We start from the raw sequence: 16555 nt of genomic DNA, 5'->3' as shown, positions 1-16555 counted from the left end.
GCGATTTTTAAAAGAATAGACATACGTCATTTTTTCGCGCGGGGGAGCCTTATGCAGAAGTATTTTCAATTGAAATCTGAAACAGGGGCCTTTCATCTTTTTTCCAAGGAACACATTTTCACGCTGTTGATCATCGGATTGCTGGGGGCGGGCGTGATCGTATTCCGGAAAAAGCTCAACCAGAGTCGCATGATCCGCTATGTACTATTCATTCTCCTTGCCGTGTCGCAGATCAGCTATCATATACGGCTGCTTTGTCATCATGCCTGGTCGCTGAAAACAGCTCTGCCGCTGCAGCTGAGCGACCTTTCCGTCTATTTGGCGATGCTGATGGTTATGACAAAAAGCAAAAAGCTGTTCGCCTTCCTCTATTTTGCCGGTTTGGGCAGCGCCGTACAGGCGATGGCAACACCTGATTTAGGGGCGTATTCTTTCCCGCATTTTCGGTACATCGTGTTTTTCGTCTCCCACGGCTGTGTTTTTCTTACCTGTCTATTCATGGCCGCTGCAGAAAAGTACAGACCGTCTGCGCGCGGGCTGTGGGTGTCGGTGCTGATCGTAAATCTGTACGGGGCGTGTGTCTTTTTTATTGATCGTGTGCTGAATGCAAATTACCTATATTTAATGAAAAAACCGAAGACCGCTTCGCTTCTGAATGTTTTCGGACCTTGGCCGTGGTATCTTCTATCAATGGAAGCGGCGGTGATATTGAGCTTTTTCATTCTGTATATTCCGTTTTGGCTGCTGAGGAAAAGAGCATGAAGCCGGTCTGTTTTTGCGAATCCAATCATTTGTAATTTTTTCAACATTCCGGCATTATTTTTTTCAGATTCTGATGTTGAAAAAAGACGTCCGCGGCGATAGAATGAATGTGCTATGATAACGTGATCGATACGGAGCCGCGGCTTGCGGTTTCCGTTTTTTCATGGGGTTTTTTATAGAGAGAGGGGGATCGGTATGCCGCGCGCTTTGAAGATATTAATCATCGGAATGTTTATCAATGTGACGGGCGCATCTTTTTTGTGGCCGCTGAATACGATCTATATTCATAATCATTTAGGGAAATCGCTGACTGTTGCGGGGATTGTTCTGATGCTGAATTCCGGGGCCAGTGTGGCGGGGAATTTATGCGGCGGATTTTTGTTTGATAAAATCGGCGGATTCAAATCCATTATGCTGGGCATTATGATCACATTGGCAAGTCTTCTCGGACTCGTTCTGTTTCACCAATGGCCCGTTTATATTTGGCTGCTCATCATTGTCGGCTTCGGTTCCGGTATCGTGTTTCCGGCCAGTTACGCCATGGCGGGAGCGGTATGGAAAGAAGGCGGGCGGAGAGCTTTTAATGCGATTTATGTAGCTCAGAACGCAGGTGTCGCCGTGGGCTCGGCACTCGGCGGGATGGTTGCGGCGTACTCGTTTACGTACGTGTTTTTAGCCAATGCTTTGCTGTATGTGCTGTTTTTCCTTATCGTATTTTTCGGGTTTCGAAATATCAAAACCGGAAATGCGAGCCAGGTTTCTGTTCTGGACTACGAGCCTGTCAGCAGCAGAACGAAATTTACGGCGCTTCTCATATTGAGCGGCGGGTATGTTCTCGGGTGGATTGCCTATTCGCAGTGGTCCACAACCGTTGCGTCACATACTCAAAGCATCGGTATGCCGCTTTCATTATACAGTGTGCTCTGGACCGTAAACGGAATATTAATTGTCGCCGGACAGCCTCTCATAGGAGCTGTTCTGAAAAAATGGTCCGGTGCGTTAAAAACGCAGATGGTCATCGGCTTTTGTATTTTTATCGTCTCGTTCGGTGTGCTTCTTAGCGCCAGGCAATTTCCGATGTACCTCACCGCAATGGTGATTTTAACCGTCGGAGAAATGCTTGTCTGGCCTGCCGTTCCTACCATTGCCAATCAGCTTGCGCCTAAGGGGAAAGAAGGGTTTTACCAAGGATTCGTCAACAGTGCGGCGACGGGCGGCAGAATGATCGGGCCGCTCCTTGGCGGTGTGCTGGTTGATCAGTACGGCATGAGCGTGCTGCTGTTGATCCTGATGGTGCTTCTTGTTGTCAGCATCGCAGCGACGGTGCTGTACGACAAACGCCTGAAAACCGTTAATAAACAAAACGTCCAAGTGCGATGACGACATAAAAAAATCCCGCTGTTTCGGCGGGATTTTTTTGTTTATACGACCGGAAGCACGTTGACGGCGTCCTTAACGTTTAAATATGTCTTTAATGAAGAAAAGCTGGCATCAAGCTGATTCATTCTCATGGCGAGGGAAGGCTTGATACCCGTGATAATCAGTTCTGTGCCGATTAATTTAAGCAGGTGGTGCAATTTGAAAATCCGGTCTGCGGTCTGTTCGTTTACCTCGGCCAAACCTGATAAGTCTATAATTAAGTAATCATCTTTAGATGCGGTTAATATGTCCGTCAAAGTTGTCACAATTGAATCAAATCGTTCTTCCGTTAAGTTTCCCACTAACGGCAAGGCGGAGATGCCGTTTCGGATCGGAACAATCGGTGTTGAAAGCGTCGTGATTTCTGTGAGGGAATCCTCAAGGAGCTTTTCGTATTCTTTCTGCTCTGTAATGTCTTTTTGAAAACCGACAAAATAGAGCTTGTCTTCAACATACAGAGGATCAATGTTGAGTTCATTCCAAAACGGGGTGCCGTCTTTTTTGATATTTTTCAGCCGCACCGTGATCTTTTCTTTCTGGTTTAAGCTCTTTCTTATTTTCGCGACTTGTTGACGGTCGGTTTCTTTGCTTTGCAGAAATCTGCAGTTCTTACCTAATATCTCTTCGGAAGAGTAGCCTGTCATATCCATAAATCCCTGATTTGTATATATGATGGGATTGTCCTCAAGAGAGGGGTCTGTAATCACCACGCCGATGCGTGCGTGATCAAGCGCCTTTTTGATAAGCTCCAGCTGCTCCAGTTTTCCGGATACATTTGAGTCAGCCATGTAAAACCCCCTTTTGGCCGTAAAGCTGCGCGCTTTTTTCAGCCGTTGTTTCTCCCCTTTTTAAATGAATCTACAGTAACCGTAGCATAACATATGTTCTGATTCAAGCAGCCGAAGTTTGCAATTTGTCATTCGGGCTTGTCCTCATATACACTGAATATATAAGGGGAAGGCACATCATCGCTAAGTAAGTGACTAGGTCATTGTCACTGGGTGAAAAATGAATCTAATGCATCAAGCTTACCGATCATGTGTTCACATATAATGGAAGAAACAAGCTTTTTACATTCCTGTTCAATCGCCGGTATGTAGATATCGAAAATCATCGTATTCGTAAGGGGGCTGGATGGCCTGAAGTCGCTTTACTAAATAAGGGCTTTAGGAAGGTGATGAAGATGCTGCATCAGGTAATAATTGCTTGTGTAATTGGAGGCATCATGGGGGTTCTCGGTCATGTGAAAAAGAGAGGCAGGCTGGAGAAACCCAGAATGACAAAGCGGTTTATTTATCTCGGTTTTTTGGAAGATGGTTTTATCGGAATGGCTGCTTCCATCTTACTTGTCTTATCCGCTGACCCCGATTCAGGAATTCAACTCGTCATCTTATCCATAATCGCAGGCTACGGCGGAGAAGCTGTTCTCAGGAGCTTTGATTTTGTCAGAGAACAAAACAGTGATTCGGCCGAAGCAAAACCACACCAGCAAAAAAATCCTCCATCAAAATAATATCCCCGCTCACGACCCGTTCCGGGTACATTCCCATTGTATACAAACCTGCTTGCACTTATGAACAGAATTCTATAAAATACAGGTAAGATTACGGTAGCGATAAGAACAGTGAAGAGGAGCAGTAAGAAGCAGATTTCGCACTCAGAGAGTTGACGGCCGGTGCAAGTCAATCAAGTCTGTTTCCGAACTCGCCTCAGAGTTGCAGCGGCAAAACCGCTGACGCATAACTGCGTTAAAAGTATCAAGTGAGTGCGGCTTAAAACCGCGCTAACGAGGGTGGTACCGCGGGAAACAAAAATCTCTCGTCCCTTTTAGGGATGAGGGAGTTTTTTTTAGTTTTAGAATAATCTGAATATAATCTTCCTCATCCCGTCAATACTTGGACTACATACGCCGTATTCAATCAGAAGGAGGTTTTTACGTTGAGTTTTCAGCACGAAAAAATAGAAAAGAAATGGCAGAATTACTGGTTGGATCATAAAACGTTCGCCGTCAGTGAAGAGAATGACAAGCCGAAGTTTTACGCGCTTGACATGTTTCCGTATCCTTCAGGAGCCGGCCTTCATGTCGGACATCCGGAAGGCTATACGGCAACCGATATCCTTTCTCGCATGAGACGCATGCAAGGGTACAATGTGCTTCATCCGATGGGATGGGACGCGTTCGGGCTTCCTGCCGAGCAATACGCGCTTGACACGGGAAATGATCCGGCTGAGTTCACAAAACAAAATATAGATAATTTCCGCCGCCAGATCCAATCACTCGGATTTTCTTATGATTGGGATCGTGAAATCAATACGACTGATCCGGACTATTACAAGTGGACGCAATGGATCTTCACCAAGCTGTACGAAAAAGGGCTCGCATACGTAGACGAAGTGCCGGTCAACTGGTGCCCGGCGCTCGGAACGGTGCTTGCGAACGAAGAAGTCATTGACGGCAAAAGCGAGCGGGGCGGCCATCCGGTTGAACGCCGCCCGATGAGACAATGGATGCTGAAAATCACCGCTTATGCGGACAGGCTTCTTGAAGATTTAGAAGAACTTGACTGGCCGGAAAGCATTAAAGACATGCAGCGCAACTGGATCGGACGCTCAGAAGGCGCAAACGTGCATTTCGCGATCGACGGCACTGATGACACGTTTACGGTTTTTACGACAAGACCGGATACGCTGTTCGGCGCGGCTTATGCCGTACTGGCTCCTGAGCATGAGCTTGTGGAGGCCATCACGACACCTGAACAAAAAGAAGCGGTAGACGCTTATGTTAAAGAAGTTCAGGCGAAAAGTGACCTGGAACGGACAGATCTTGCGAAAACAAAAACGGGCGTCTTCACAGGCGCATATGCCGTAAACCCTGCAAACGGGGAAAAGCTGCCGATCTGGATAGCGGATTATGTCCTCGCCTCTTACGGAACGGGCGCTGTAATGGCCGTGCCGGCGCATGACGAACGTGATTTTGAATTCGCCAAAGTGTTCAGCCTGCCTGTCAAAGAAGTCGTAAAAGGCGGAAACACGGAAGAGGAAGCGTACACGGGAGACGGAGAACATGTCAATTCCGGCTTTCTGAACGGACTGAATAAAGCGGAAGCGATTGAAAAAATGATCGCCTGGCTTGAAGAAACGAAAAACGGTGAGAAAAAAGTGACATACCGTCTGCGTGATTGGCTGTTCAGCCGCCAGCGCTATTGGGGCGAGCCGATTCCGGTCATTCATTGGGAAGACGGCACGTCAACAGCCGTTCCGGCGGAAGAGCTGCCGCTGATTCTGCCGAAAACCGATGAGATCAAACCGAGCGGAACAGGTGAATCACCGCTTGCCAACATTAAAGAGTGGGTGGAAGTCACTGATCCTGAAACGGGCAGAAAAGGCAGAAGAGAAACGAACACGATGCCGCAATGGGCGGGAAGCTGCTGGTATTTCCTCCGCTTTATCGACCCGAAAAATCCGGATCAGCTCGCTTCACCTGAGAAATTGGATAAATGGCTGCCCGTCGATATTTACATCGGAGGAGCGGAGCATGCCGTGCTTCACCTTCTGTACGCTCGTTTCTGGCATAAATTCCTCTATGATATCGGTGTCGTGCCGACGAAAGAACCGTTCCAAAAGCTGTATAACCAAGGGATGATTCTCGGGGAAAACAATGAAAAAATGAGTAAATCCCGCGGAAACGTCGTCAATCCGGATGAAATTGTGGCGTCTCACGGAGCAGATACGCTTCGCCTGTACGAAATGTTTATGGGGCCGCTTGACGCATCTATCGCCTGGTCTGAATCAGGTCTTGACGGAGCGCGCCGCTTCCTTGACCGCGTATGGCGTTTGTTTATCGAGGAAAACGGCGAGCTGACGGGTAAAGTGACAGAAGGCGCGGGCGAAACTCTTGAGCGCGTCTATCATGAAACGGTTATGAAAGTGACAGAAAACTTCGAAGCCCTTCGTTTTAACACGGGCATTTCTCAGCTGATGGTCTTCATTAATGAAGCTTACAAAGCGAATGAACTGCCGAGAGAATATATCGAAGGTTTTGTGAAGCTGCTTTCTCCTGTTGCGCCGCATTTGGCGGAAGAACTGTGGGAAAAACTCGGCCACGAAGGTTCGATTGCATACGAGGCTTGGCCTGCTTATGATGAATCAAAACTGGTGGACGATGAAGTGGAAATCGTCGTCCAGCTGAACGGAAAAGTAAAAGCGAAATTAATGGTTCCGGCTGATGCTGATAAAGCAGCGTTAGAACAGCTCGCACAAGCTGACGAAAAAGTAAAAGAGCAGCTTGAAGGAAAAACGATCCGAAAAATCATTGCCGTACCAGGCAAGCTTGTCAATATCGTGGCAAACTGACCGGACGAAGCCCCTCTCTTACAGAGAGGGGCTTTTTTATCAGGCCTCTATCATAGAAATTGCACCGCGGGCTTTGGTATACTTAACACCATAAAGATGAATGGGAGTGTCACGCATTGAAAATAAATGAAATCAGCACAGCCGCACTGGAAGAAAAATTAAAAGCGGGAGAAGAGCTGTATCTGATTGATGTCAGAGAAGATGAAGAAGTTGCCGAAGGAATGATTCCGGAGGCCGTTCATATCCGCATGGGGGACATCCCTGAGAAGATGGATGCGTTAGACAAGGACAAGGAATATGTATTTATCTGCCGTTCCGGAAAAAGAAGCATGAACGTTTGTATGTATTTACATGAGCAGGGCTTCCGTACAGTTAATGTTGAAGGCGGCATGCTGGAGTGGGAAGGCGAAACAAAGCCGAAGAAATAACGCTTTGAAGTGAAAGAAGAAAAGGGACGTGCGTCTTTTTCTTCTTTTTTTATAAAAAAACGGGAGGCGAATCAGGTGAAACCGATGATCCGCGCGATGAAAACAAACGATATCAAACAGGTCCGGCAAGTCGCAGAACGAAGCTGGCATCATACATATGAAGGGATTATTCCCAGACACATTCAGGATCAGTTTCTCGAATCCGCCTATCAGGATGGGATGATGGAACGCCGGCTCTTGCATTCTTTGTTCTTTGTGGCAGAAGAAGAGGGGCGAGTGCTCGGTTTTGCAAATGTCACCCCGGTTCAAAAAGACGGAAATGCGGAGCTGACCGCCATCTATATTGACCCGGATTGCCAGGGAAGCGGGATAGGCACGGCACTTCTTAAAGAATGCATCAGGCAGTCCGGCGGGGTAAAAAAGCTTTATGTCCATGCAGAAAAAGAGAACCGCATCGCCTTGTCCTTTTATCAAGCGAAAGGGTTTCAAAGGGTATGTGAATTTGAAGAAGATTTTAAAGGACACACCTTACAGACGGTCAAACTGGTGCTGAACATATAAAAGCGTCCGGCCCGCTCAGGACCGGATCGCGAATGATCAATGATAAGCCGGAAGCCGGTCTTTGTGCGCTTCAAATAAGTCATCGCACAAAGAGATGATGTCATTCATGGAAAGCTCGGCGCACGTATGCGGATCAAGCATGGCCGCTTGATATACGGCTTCCTTTTTTAATGTAACGGCTGCTTCGATGGTTAAAAGCTGTGTGTTAATGTTTGTTCTGTTGAGCGCCGCGAGCTGCTCCGGAAGTTCGCCGGAATAGCACGGCATAATTTGGTTTTTGGCGGCGGCGCACGGCACTTCAACGACCGCTTTCGCCGGCAGATTCGGTATCAGCCCGGTATTCAGCACATTGCCGCCGAATGTGAACGGACGGCCCGTCTCCATCGCTTCTATAATTCTCGAACCGTATTCTTTCGAGCGTTCATGCGTCAGGTTTTGGTTGTTGATGATGCCGTCTCTCATCGTTTCCCAATTTTTGATTTGATCCGCGCATCTCCTCGGATATTCATCAAGCGGAATTTGGAGTTCATCTATCAGCTCCGGATACCGGCTTTTTATAAAATACGGGTGATATTCGGCATTATGCTCAGATGATTCCGTCACGTAGCAGCCGAATTTATCCATCAGCTCAAACCGCACCATGTCCTTATGTTTCGTCTTTTGTTTTTCGCGTGCCCGTCTTTTAATTTCCGGATATAAATCAATTCCGTCTTTTTTAATCTCCAAAAGCCAAGCCATATGGTTGATGCCGGCAATGCGTTCTTCCGTACCTTCGTGATCCATGCCGAGTGAGTCGAACAGATCTTTGGTACAGACCTGGACGCTGTGGCACAGGCCGACCGTTTTGACATTTGTATGTCTGAGCATCGCTCCGGTCAGAGAGGCCATCGGATTTGTATAGTTTAACAGCCACGCATCCGGGCAGACCTCTTCCATGTCTTTTGCGATGTCAAATAAAACGGGGATGGTGCGAAGGGAACGGAAAATGCCGCCTATTCCGACGGTATCGGCAATCGTCTGGCGGAGACCGTACCGTTTCGGGATGTCAAAGTCAATGACCGTCGCGGGTTTATAGCCTCCGACCTGAATGGCGTTTATCACATATCTGGCCTGTGTAAGCGCCTGTTTTCGGTCATCGTAAGAGATGATGGATATACTCGTATTGTAGCGGTCCCTCATGTTTTCCAGCATGAGCTGGGATTCTTTCAGCCGTACAGCGTCAATATCATAAAGCGCGAATTCAAATCCGTTTAATGCTTCAGTCAGTAAGCAGTCCCCCAGTACATTTTTTGCGAAAATCGTGCTTCCCGCTCCGATAAACGTAATTTTCTTCAACAGAAATTCCTCCCTTTTCTTCTCAGCCTTTGACCGCCCCGGAGGACAGCCCTGAGATAAAATATTTTTGAAGCGCCAAAAACAATACGACCATCGGCAGCATCGCCATAATTGCGGCTGCGGCGACTAAGTGAAGATTGTTCGCGTTTTCGCCGAAGAATCCCGCCATGGCCACGGTCAATGTCTGCACCTTTTGATCTTGTAAAAAGAAAATCGCAAATTGGTAATCGTTCCAGATAAACACGCAGGAAATAATGCAGACCGTTGCGGTAATCGGTTTCAACAAAGGAAACACGATCGTATAAAAAGTCCTGATCAATCCCGCGCCGTCCATCCTGGCGGCTTCCTCAAGTTCTTTCGGAATAGAGGAGCGGATAAACCCTGAATATAAGAAAACGGTCAGCGGCATATATGCAGCCGTATTAATGAGAATGGCTGCGGCATGCGTATTGACCAGCCCCGCATCAGCGACCATCTTGTATAAAGGAACCATGGAAGTCAAAGGCGGGATGATCATGATTGAAATCAAAAGGCCGAAGACGATTTTGTTCAGCTTTGTATTTCTTCTTGCGAGCGGGTATGCGGCAAGCGAACCCATAAAAATTAGCAAGGCGGCGGAAACGGCTGTAATGATGATCGTGTTCAGAAAGGATTGCCCGAGAGAGGCGCGCTCCCATGCTTCACGAAAATTCTGAAATGAAAAGGCGGATGGCAGCGACCATTTTGAACTGTAGTCTCCTTTTGCTTTTAATGACGTGGTCAGCAAAATATAAAAGGGGACAATATGAACGCACGAGATAACGGCAGCCAACAGCGTAAAGATCCGCATTCGGGCTGTTTTCATGACATTTCCGTCTCCTTTCGCTTGAAATACACGAGAGCCGAAAAGCTGATGACAAGAATAATAACGGACATAAACACGCCTTGGGCGGCGGCATATCCCGCATCCTGCCGTTTAAAATATAAATCATACATAAACGTCGACATCGATTGAGAGGAATTGCCCGGCCCGCCTGCGGTCAGCGCGAAAATGACATCAAACAGCTTCAGCCCTCCGATGATATTGATGACCATGTTGATGGTGACAGCCGGCATCAATAATGGCAGGGTGATGGTGAAAAACGGCTGAAGACCTCCCGCGCCATCCATTTTTGCGGCTTCGTAATAATCTTTCGGAATGCTTTGCAGCCCCGCCAAATATACAATCATCGCAATGCCTGCGTATTGATACGTGTTAATCATGACGATAATCCAAGGGTTTGCCGCAGGGCTTGCCAAGGCGTTGACAGGACCGATTCCCAGTGCGCCAAGTACATCATTCAGCGCACCCCCGTCATATGAGAAAATAAAATACCAAATGTATCCCATAATCAGCGGACTGATAATGACGGGCAGGTAGACGATCGTTCTTGTGAGCGCCTTCATTTTTAAGCTCTGATTCAAAAGCAGCGCATATAAAAGTCCGAGCATATTCTGAAAAAAAGTGCTTCCGATGCCGTAAAGCAAAGTGTTTTTCACAACAAGCCACGTGTCCGGATCTGTAAAAAGCCTTTTATATTGAGTGACCCCCACCCATTGATACGTCTGTGAGAAGCCGTTCCAGTTTGTAAATGTGATAAAAGCGCCTTTGACAAACGGAAAAATCATGAAAATAAAAACCGTGGCAAGAGCGGGAACGTACATCCACCACAGTGACGCGGGTTTTACCGGCTTTTGATGTTGAAATCCTTGGGGTTCTCTTGCAAGATCACTCATTCTTTTTCAGCTCCTTGTGAATCAGATTGAAGACGGAGCCGCTTATATTCCCTGCCGAGTTTCGCCGAAATTTCCGCGGGGGTTAAGATATCGGCCATCAGCTCCTGCCCGGCTGTCCCCATCACATCCCACATTCCGTTCGGCAAATAAAGGCGGTCAAAATAAGGCTGCACCTTAATATGCTGATAGCGCTTATAGTCATTTGCGTAGAAAATGTCCGTTTGCACATTCACTAATCCGGCCGGAAGCGAGGTCGCTTCGGCAATTGATTTCGCATGCTCGGGACGGGCCATAAATGCGATGAACTGTTTCGCTTCTTCAAGCCGCGGGGAATCCTTGAATGCCGCCAGCGTGTAACGTTCGCCTCCGATCCAAACCGGCGCGTCTCCCTTGTGGACGGCCGGGGTCGGTATGATGCCGACTTTTACCTTAGGATTGATTTGAGCGACGTCTTGGCCGAGGGTGCCGCCCTGCAGCGTAAAGGCGATTTTGTTTTGCGCCATCAGTTCAATGAGCTGGGACCGTTTTGCCGTCACGGCATCTATATTGAGCAGGTTTTCCTTTTGCATCTCTTTCAGTTTGTCAGATAAATAGGTGAAGTGTGTCCAGCGGAAGGTTCCGTTTAACAGCTGTTTTTTGAAACGGTGTGCGGGATCTGTGATGAGAAGCGGTGCGGCGAATTGATCGTAATATTGGGCAAATGAGCTTTTCTCATAGCCGGCAAACCAGAAGGGGGTGACTGTTCCGCCGCTTTTTTCTTTAATCTGTCTCAGTGCCTTCATAAAATCATCCATTGTTTCCGGCGGTTTGATTCTGTATTTTTCCAACATTGTGCGGTTGTAGGCCAGTCCGTCCTTTGCCTGATTCAGAGGGAAGGCGTATATTCTGCCTTTGGCGTCTTTGAGCATGCTGTTTAAATTCGGATCGAGCCGCTTCGTCCAAGACATGCCGCTGAGGTCGGCGGTATATTCTCCGTAGCGGATTTTGGCCCAGCCGTGTGTGTCGAAAAGATCGGGCATGTCACCGGCCGCCATTCTGACCCTCATCATATTTTCGTAGTCATTGCCTGGGAAATGAACGTTTACTTGAATGTCCGGATGTTCTTTTTGGAATGAATCAGCCAACTTTCTGAATACGGCGCGTTCGCTGTCTGAGGATATTGTGGAATAGACTGTCAATGTTTTCTGCTTTTCTCCGGCGCCGCTCCGTTCTGCCGAGCAGCCGGGAAGTATCATGCAAGTAAAAGAAAGAAACAAAGCCAGTAAGCGTTTCATCTTTTCCTCCTTTAAATATGATATAAACGCTGCGGGACATGTCACCTCCTTTCTTGTGAGCCGCAGCTTTGTCTGACAATCAATGAAGTGGGGAGCGTCACGGCCAGCGGGACGGTTCTGCCGTTTAAACGGTCGAGAAGCAATTTGACACCCGTCCGGCCCATCTCTTCCGTGTATACTTTTACCGTTGATAACGGCGTGCTGGCGTATTCTGCCTCATCAATTCCGTTGAAGCTGACAATTGCCGTATCGCGCGGGACTTGAAGGCCGGCTTCCTGCAAGGCTTTTAAAGCGCCGACAGCCATCGAATCACTTGCGATAAAAAAGGCATCGGGGAGACTTCCGCCTTTGATGGCTTCATTCATCAGCCGGAACCCTTCGTGCATGCTGTATTCGCCGATCAGTACATGCTCCGGCCCGGCGCCGGCCATTTGTAAGAAAGCGGTCAGACGCTTATCCTCAATCGTTTTATTGCTGTTTACACCGTCTATGACGGTATGCTCCCGCTCCCGGCCGCCGATATAACCGAGCCGCTGGTAACCGAGCGACAGAAGATGTTCTATCGCCTTCTGCGCTGCGGCATAAAAATCCACGCTGACGGAATCGTAGCGGGCGGGATCGGGGGTGCCGTTAACAAATACCGCGTGCCTGAAAGCGGCGCTGATATTCGTAAGCGCCTCGTCTTGCAGGCTGCCGATTACGATCACGCCGTCCAGTTCGTGAAACATATGCTCTTGAAAAGAACCGAGATGGATAGAAGATGTGATAAAAACTTTTTGCCGAAAGCATTCTTCCTCAATGCCTTTTCGGATCGCTGAAAAATAAGGATCCTGCCGTTCTTCTTCCGGTGACAGGCAGCTGACAACGCCGATCAGGGGCGCTGAATCGCTGCGGCTGCGGTTCTTCCGTTTTTTTGCCGACGGCTGATAGCCCAGCTCATCGGCGATCCTCAGAACTTTTTCTCTTGTTTCATCAGTCACGGCCAAAGAGTCATCCTTATTCAAAATTCTCGATACTGTCGCGCTGGATACAGATGCCTGTAAGGCAATATCTTTGAGACGGACCATTTCGCATCTCCTTTTTACTAAATATTTACTAAACAGAAATGACCTGGTTATTGTTAAAATGATATTATCATACGTTAGTAAGCGTTTTCAACTACTATTTTTGGTTACTTTTAGTAAAAATCAGTAAAAAAGAAAATCTGTTTTTCTCTATCATATTTCAATTGAACCGGAATAAATTGATAGAGAAAGGAGAGGGTGATGTGCTGAAGATAGCTGTTTTTGATGAGGAGCATGAAAAGGATCTGCAGACTGAAGTCAATACATTTTTAAAGGGGATTTCTGATGAACAGCTCGTTGATATTAAATATACGGTAGCGGCGGCCTGTGATCCTGAAGGTGAGCAGCTTTATTGTTTTTCCGCTCTCATTTTATACCGAAAATAAAAAAGCCCGGATGAAATACCGGGCTTTTTTATGCATTATGCTTTTTTGACGCGGGGACTTCTCGGTTTTTGGTATTTCTCCGCTTGTTTGATTCCTTTTCTTTCGCTCGCTAATGACTTGTACAGAGACACGATCATCAGAAGGATCACGACTGAAAACGGAACCGCGGCGAGAATGGCCGTGTTTTGCAGTGCGGCCAGACCGCCGGAATATAATAATACAGCTGCCACGGCGGACTGGATGACGCCCCAGATGATTTTCACCCGGTTGGACGGGTCCAAAGAGCCGTAAGACGTTTGCATTCCAAGCACAAATGTCGCTGAATCCGCTGATGTAATAAAGAATACAGCGATCAGAACAAGCGTTAATACGGATGTCACCATTGTCAGCGGATAGTGGCTGAGTGCGCCGAACAGCATCGTATCCGTTGACATTCCCGCGACATTGAATACGCCTTTCTGCTGAAGATCCATCGCGGATACACCGAAAATCGCAAACCATAAGAAAGCCAATATACAAGGTGTCACCAACACCCCGATTAAAAATTCCCGGATCGTCCGGCCCCTTGATACACGGGCGATGAAAATGCCGACAAACGGCGACCAGGATATCCACCAGGCCCAATAGAAAATGGTCCAGCTGTTAATCCATTCGCGTTTTTGGGGATCATTCGGAGACAAGCGAAAGCTCATCTGCACGATATTTTGGATGTATTGGCCGATAGAATCGGTAAATGAGTTCATAATCAGCACCGTCGGGCCTGCAATGAGCATAAAGATCATTAAAATAGCCGCGAGCGCCATGTTGGTATTGCTTAAATATTTAATCCCTTTGCCGATTCCGCTCCACGCAGAAATCAAAAATAACACGGTCACGACAGCGATCAGGATCAGCTGAATGGAAAATGTTTTCGGAATGCCGAATAAATAATGCAGACCGCCGTTGATCTGAGTCGCTCCGAGCCCTAAGCTTGTCGCCACACCGACAACGGTCGCAAACACCGCGATACAGTCAATTGCTTTGCCGATCGGGCCGTTTACTTTATCGCCCAAAAGCGGTGTCAGTGTGCTGCTGATCAAACCGGGCGCGTCTTTTCTGAATTGAAAATAAGCGATACATAAAGCGACGACCGCATAGATGGCCCAAGCGTGCAGCCCCCAGTGGAAAAACGTGTACCGGAGCGCATCACGAAATGCTTGGGGTGTTTCTGTTTCACCTGAGGGAGAGCTGATGGCGTAATGGCTGATCGGTTCCGCAGCCCCGTAAAATACCAAACCGATTCCCATGCCCGCGCTGAAAAGCATGGCAAACCATGATAATAAGCCGAATTCCGGTTTTTCCCCGGGTTTTCCGAGTTTTATTGTGCCGATCGGACTCACAATGAGAAAGAGACAGAAACCGACAAATATAGAAACGACCAGCAGATAATACCAGCCGAAAGAATCCGTAATAAATTTTTGTGCCGTATCAGTGACTTGCTGCAGGCTGTCAGGAGAAATGGCCCCCCATAAAACCGCAGCGGCTGTGATGACAATCACAATCCAAAAAACACTGGAGATGTTCTTCTTCAAACGTTCTCACCCTCTGACTATTTTTTTCAATACGCCACTTTTTAGTATGGTCGCACGATTGCAGATCATTCCTTTCTTCCTGTTCCCTCAATCAGGTGAAACAAAACGCAGAAAACTGTATCATGCTTTTGGTCAATTATCAACGGGGACGCTCAGGTAAATGCGCTTTAAACCATTTACAGCGAGCGTGAGAAACGTCCTGCATTCAAACCGGCGAGACGCCCCGTGACAAAGGCTGAAGTGATATTGTAGCCCCCGGTATAGCCGTGAATGTCGAGTATTTCTCCGCAAAAATATAAGCCTTCCATTTTTTTAGACGCCATTTGTTTCGGCTCAATCTCTTTTACGGAAACACCTCCGCCTGTGACAAACGCTTTGTCCAAAGAAAGCGTTCCGTCAGCGGCAACCGTAAATTGTTTGCAGTCTTTGACAAAAGCCCTGAATTGATCCTTCGGCAGTTCCGTAAAGCTTGTCTGCGGATCAAGACCGTTCCGTTCCAGAAGAAAAAGCAGATACCGTTCCTGCATCCACGGCTTCAGCGCGTTTTTGAGCGCTTTTTTCGGTGCGTCTTTCAGTTCCTTGTGCATCTTTTGAAATAACTCTTCCTCGTTGATGCCGGGAAACAGATCGATGCGTAATTTGACATCGGGCTGCTTTTTCAGTTCTTTGACGACAAACTGGCTGCAGCGGAGAATGGCGGGGCCTGACAAGCCGAAATGGGTAAACAGCATGTCCATCACGTGTGTGACAATAGGTTTGCCTTTTTTATTCAGGACGCTGACGGCCGCGTTTCTAAGGGACAGCCCCTGAAGTGTTTTTTGTTTAATAAACGGTTCTGACGACGTAACCGGCACTTCCGTCGGAAAGAGTTCGGTCACGGTATGACCGGCCGCTTCCGCCCATGCATAGCCGTCTCCGGTGCTGCCGGTATGCGGGACTGATTTTCCGCCGACCGCGATAATGACGGCGTCTGCGTTAATGTGTTCGTCATTGTTTGTCGTAATGCCCGCTGTCCTGCCGTTCTCGTACCGCACCTCTTTGATTTTTTCATTTGTGCGGATGGTGACATTCAGTTGTTTTAATCGGTTCAAAAGCGCATCGACAACGCTTTGCGCTTTGTCCGTCACCGGGAACATGCGCCCGTGGTCTTCTTCTTTCAGCTGAATGCCGAGTTTTTCAAAAAAGGCGATGATATCTTCATTATTAAATTCGGAAAACGCGCTGTATAAAAAGCGGCCGTTGCCGGGGATGTGTTTGATGATTTCTTCAACGGGGAGGCGGTTGGTCACGTTGCAGCGCCCGCCGCCGGAAATCGCCAGCTTCCGTCCCAGCTTGTTTCCTTTATCGATTAATAATACGTCCGCCCCTTCTTCGCCTGCGGCAATCGCAGCCATTAAACCGGACGGACCGCCGCCGATCACAATGACGTCATAATGTTTCATATTTCATCAACAACTTTCTTTTTCACGTATAATAGGCGGAAATGTCCGCTTTCTGCTATTATAGCGAAAGAAAGGGATTCCTTAAACGTATTTTGTTTTTTTAAGAGCTTTCCCAAAAAGTTTCCCGCTGTATTTATTACCGTCTAATTGCCCAGTTGTGTTAAAATAGAAAAGTTGAATCTTCGTAGAAAATGGTGATGAGGAA

Annotated in this window: 15 protein-coding genes and 1 other annotated feature; of the genes, 7 read left to right on the top strand and 8 right to left on the bottom strand. The window is 47.6% G+C overall.

The window, feature by feature from the left end; genetic code table 11:
* The first annotated feature begins 51 nt into the window (after positions 1 to 51).
* Both OWN49_RS12825 and OWN49_RS12820 read left to right on the top strand, forming a co-directional pair.
* Positions 52 to 762 carry a YwaF family protein gene (locus OWN49_RS12825; RefSeq protein ID WP_176283488.1) on the top strand — a complete coding sequence of 237 codons (711 nt, stop codon included), beginning with the start codon at positions 52 to 54 and terminating at the stop codon, positions 760 to 762.
* A 195-nt stretch (positions 763 to 957) separates the two neighbouring features.
* Positions 958 to 2142, top strand: coding sequence for an MDR family MFS transporter (locus OWN49_RS12820; RefSeq protein ID WP_176283487.1), 1185 nt, complete (start codon positions 958 to 960; stop codon positions 2140 to 2142).
* A gap of 41 nt (positions 2143 to 2183) precedes the next feature.
* Here the strand turns inward: OWN49_RS12820 and OWN49_RS12815 are convergent, their stop codons facing one another.
* Positions 2184 to 2969 (bottom strand): STAS domain-containing protein, encoded by a 786-nt coding sequence (locus OWN49_RS12815; protein WP_156735674.1) that lies wholly within the window; start codon positions 2967 to 2969, stop codon positions 2184 to 2186.
* Positions 2970 to 3358: 389 nt separating this feature from the next.
* On the opposite strand from OWN49_RS12815, the gene OWN49_RS12810 reads away from it, so the two are divergent.
* The 4 genes from OWN49_RS12810 to OWN49_RS12795 all read left to right on the top strand — a co-directional run bounded on the left by OWN49_RS12810 (position 3359) and on the right by OWN49_RS12795 (position 7523).
* Positions 3359 to 3694: a DUF4257 domain-containing protein gene (locus OWN49_RS12810; protein WP_015418038.1), complete on the top strand. Its 336-nt coding sequence runs from the start codon at positions 3359 to 3361 to the stop codon at positions 3692 to 3694.
* 102 nt (positions 3695 to 3796) lie between these two features.
* Positions 3797 to 4010, top strand: a binding site (T-box leader).
* Between the two features lie 109 nt (positions 4011 to 4119).
* The gene (gene leuS / locus OWN49_RS12805) at positions 4120 to 6534 is read left to right on the top strand and encodes a leucine--tRNA ligase (RefSeq protein WP_003152297.1); all 2415 of its coding nucleotides are present in this window, start codon (positions 4120 to 4122) and stop codon (positions 6532 to 6534) included.
* A gap of 116 nt (positions 6535 to 6650) precedes the next feature.
* A complete protein-coding gene (locus OWN49_RS12800) occupies positions 6651 to 6962 on the top strand; it encodes a rhodanese-like domain-containing protein (RefSeq protein WP_003152299.1) in 312 nt (103 codons plus the stop codon).
* An 84-nt stretch (positions 6963 to 7046) separates the two neighbouring features.
* Positions 7047 to 7523, top strand: coding sequence for a GNAT family N-acetyltransferase (locus tag OWN49_RS12795; RefSeq protein ID WP_217904219.1), 477 nt, complete (start codon positions 7047 to 7049; stop codon positions 7521 to 7523).
* A 36-nt stretch (positions 7524 to 7559) separates the two neighbouring features.
* Here OWN49_RS12795 and melA read toward each other — a convergent pair whose 3' ends face one another.
* From melA to OWN49_RS12770, 5 genes are read right to left on the bottom strand one after another with little or no spacing between them, the layout of a single operon-like run.
* Positions 7560 to 8858, bottom strand: coding sequence for an alpha-galactosidase MelA (melA, locus tag OWN49_RS12790; RefSeq protein ID WP_176283486.1), 1299 nt, complete (start codon positions 8856 to 8858; stop codon positions 7560 to 7562).
* 22 nt (positions 8859 to 8880) lie between these two features.
* The gene (locus OWN49_RS12785; RefSeq protein WP_003152305.1) at positions 8881 to 9702 is read right to left on the bottom strand and encodes a carbohydrate ABC transporter permease; all 822 of its coding nucleotides are present in this window, start codon (positions 9700 to 9702) and stop codon (positions 8881 to 8883) included.
* Entirely contained in the window at positions 9699 to 10613 is a 915-nt protein-coding gene (locus OWN49_RS12780) for a carbohydrate ABC transporter permease (RefSeq protein WP_176283485.1), read from the bottom strand. Before OWN49_RS12780 ends, OWN49_RS12785 begins: the two co-directional genes overlap by 4 nt.
* Positions 10610 to 11887 (bottom strand): ABC transporter substrate-binding protein, encoded by a 1278-nt coding sequence (locus OWN49_RS12775; RefSeq protein ID WP_176283484.1) that lies wholly within the window; start codon positions 11885 to 11887, stop codon positions 10610 to 10612. The genes OWN49_RS12780 and OWN49_RS12775 overlap by 4 nt, the downstream gene beginning before the upstream one ends.
* Positions 11888 to 11928: 41 nt before the next feature.
* Complete coding sequence (locus OWN49_RS12770) at positions 11929 to 12954, bottom strand: LacI family DNA-binding transcriptional regulator (RefSeq protein WP_044053540.1); 1026 nt, start codon at positions 12952 to 12954, stop codon at positions 11929 to 11931.
* Positions 12955 to 13154: 200 nt separating this feature from the next.
* On the opposite strand from OWN49_RS12770, the gene OWN49_RS12765 reads away from it, so the two are divergent.
* Positions 13155 to 13337: a sporulation protein Cse60 gene (locus OWN49_RS12765; RefSeq protein WP_003152309.1), complete on the top strand. Its 183-nt coding sequence runs from the start codon at positions 13155 to 13157 to the stop codon at positions 13335 to 13337.
* Positions 13338 to 13372: 35 nt separating this feature from the next.
* On the opposite strand, the gene opuD is transcribed toward OWN49_RS12765, so the two are convergent.
* Together opuD and OWN49_RS12755 are read right to left on the bottom strand one after the other, a co-directional pair.
* Entirely contained in the window at positions 13373 to 14908 is a 1536-nt protein-coding gene (gene opuD / locus OWN49_RS12760; RefSeq protein WP_012118228.1) for a glycine betaine transporter OpuD, read from the bottom strand.
* A 176-nt stretch (positions 14909 to 15084) separates the two neighbouring features.
* On the bottom strand, positions 15085 to 16350 hold the full coding sequence (locus OWN49_RS12755) for an NAD(P)/FAD-dependent oxidoreductase (RefSeq protein WP_003152311.1): 1266 nt from the start codon (positions 16348 to 16350) through the stop codon (positions 15085 to 15087).
* Positions 16351 to 16555 lie beyond the last annotated feature (205 nt).

Origin of the sequence: Bacillus sp. NEAU-242-2 (genome assembly GCF_027853835.1) — a bacterium.
Classification (GTDB): domain Bacteria; phylum Bacillota; class Bacilli; order Bacillales; family Bacillaceae; genus Bacillus; species Bacillus velezensis.
Note: the sequence above shows the minus strand (reverse complement) of the source record. Positions and strands in the feature narration are given on the sequence as shown.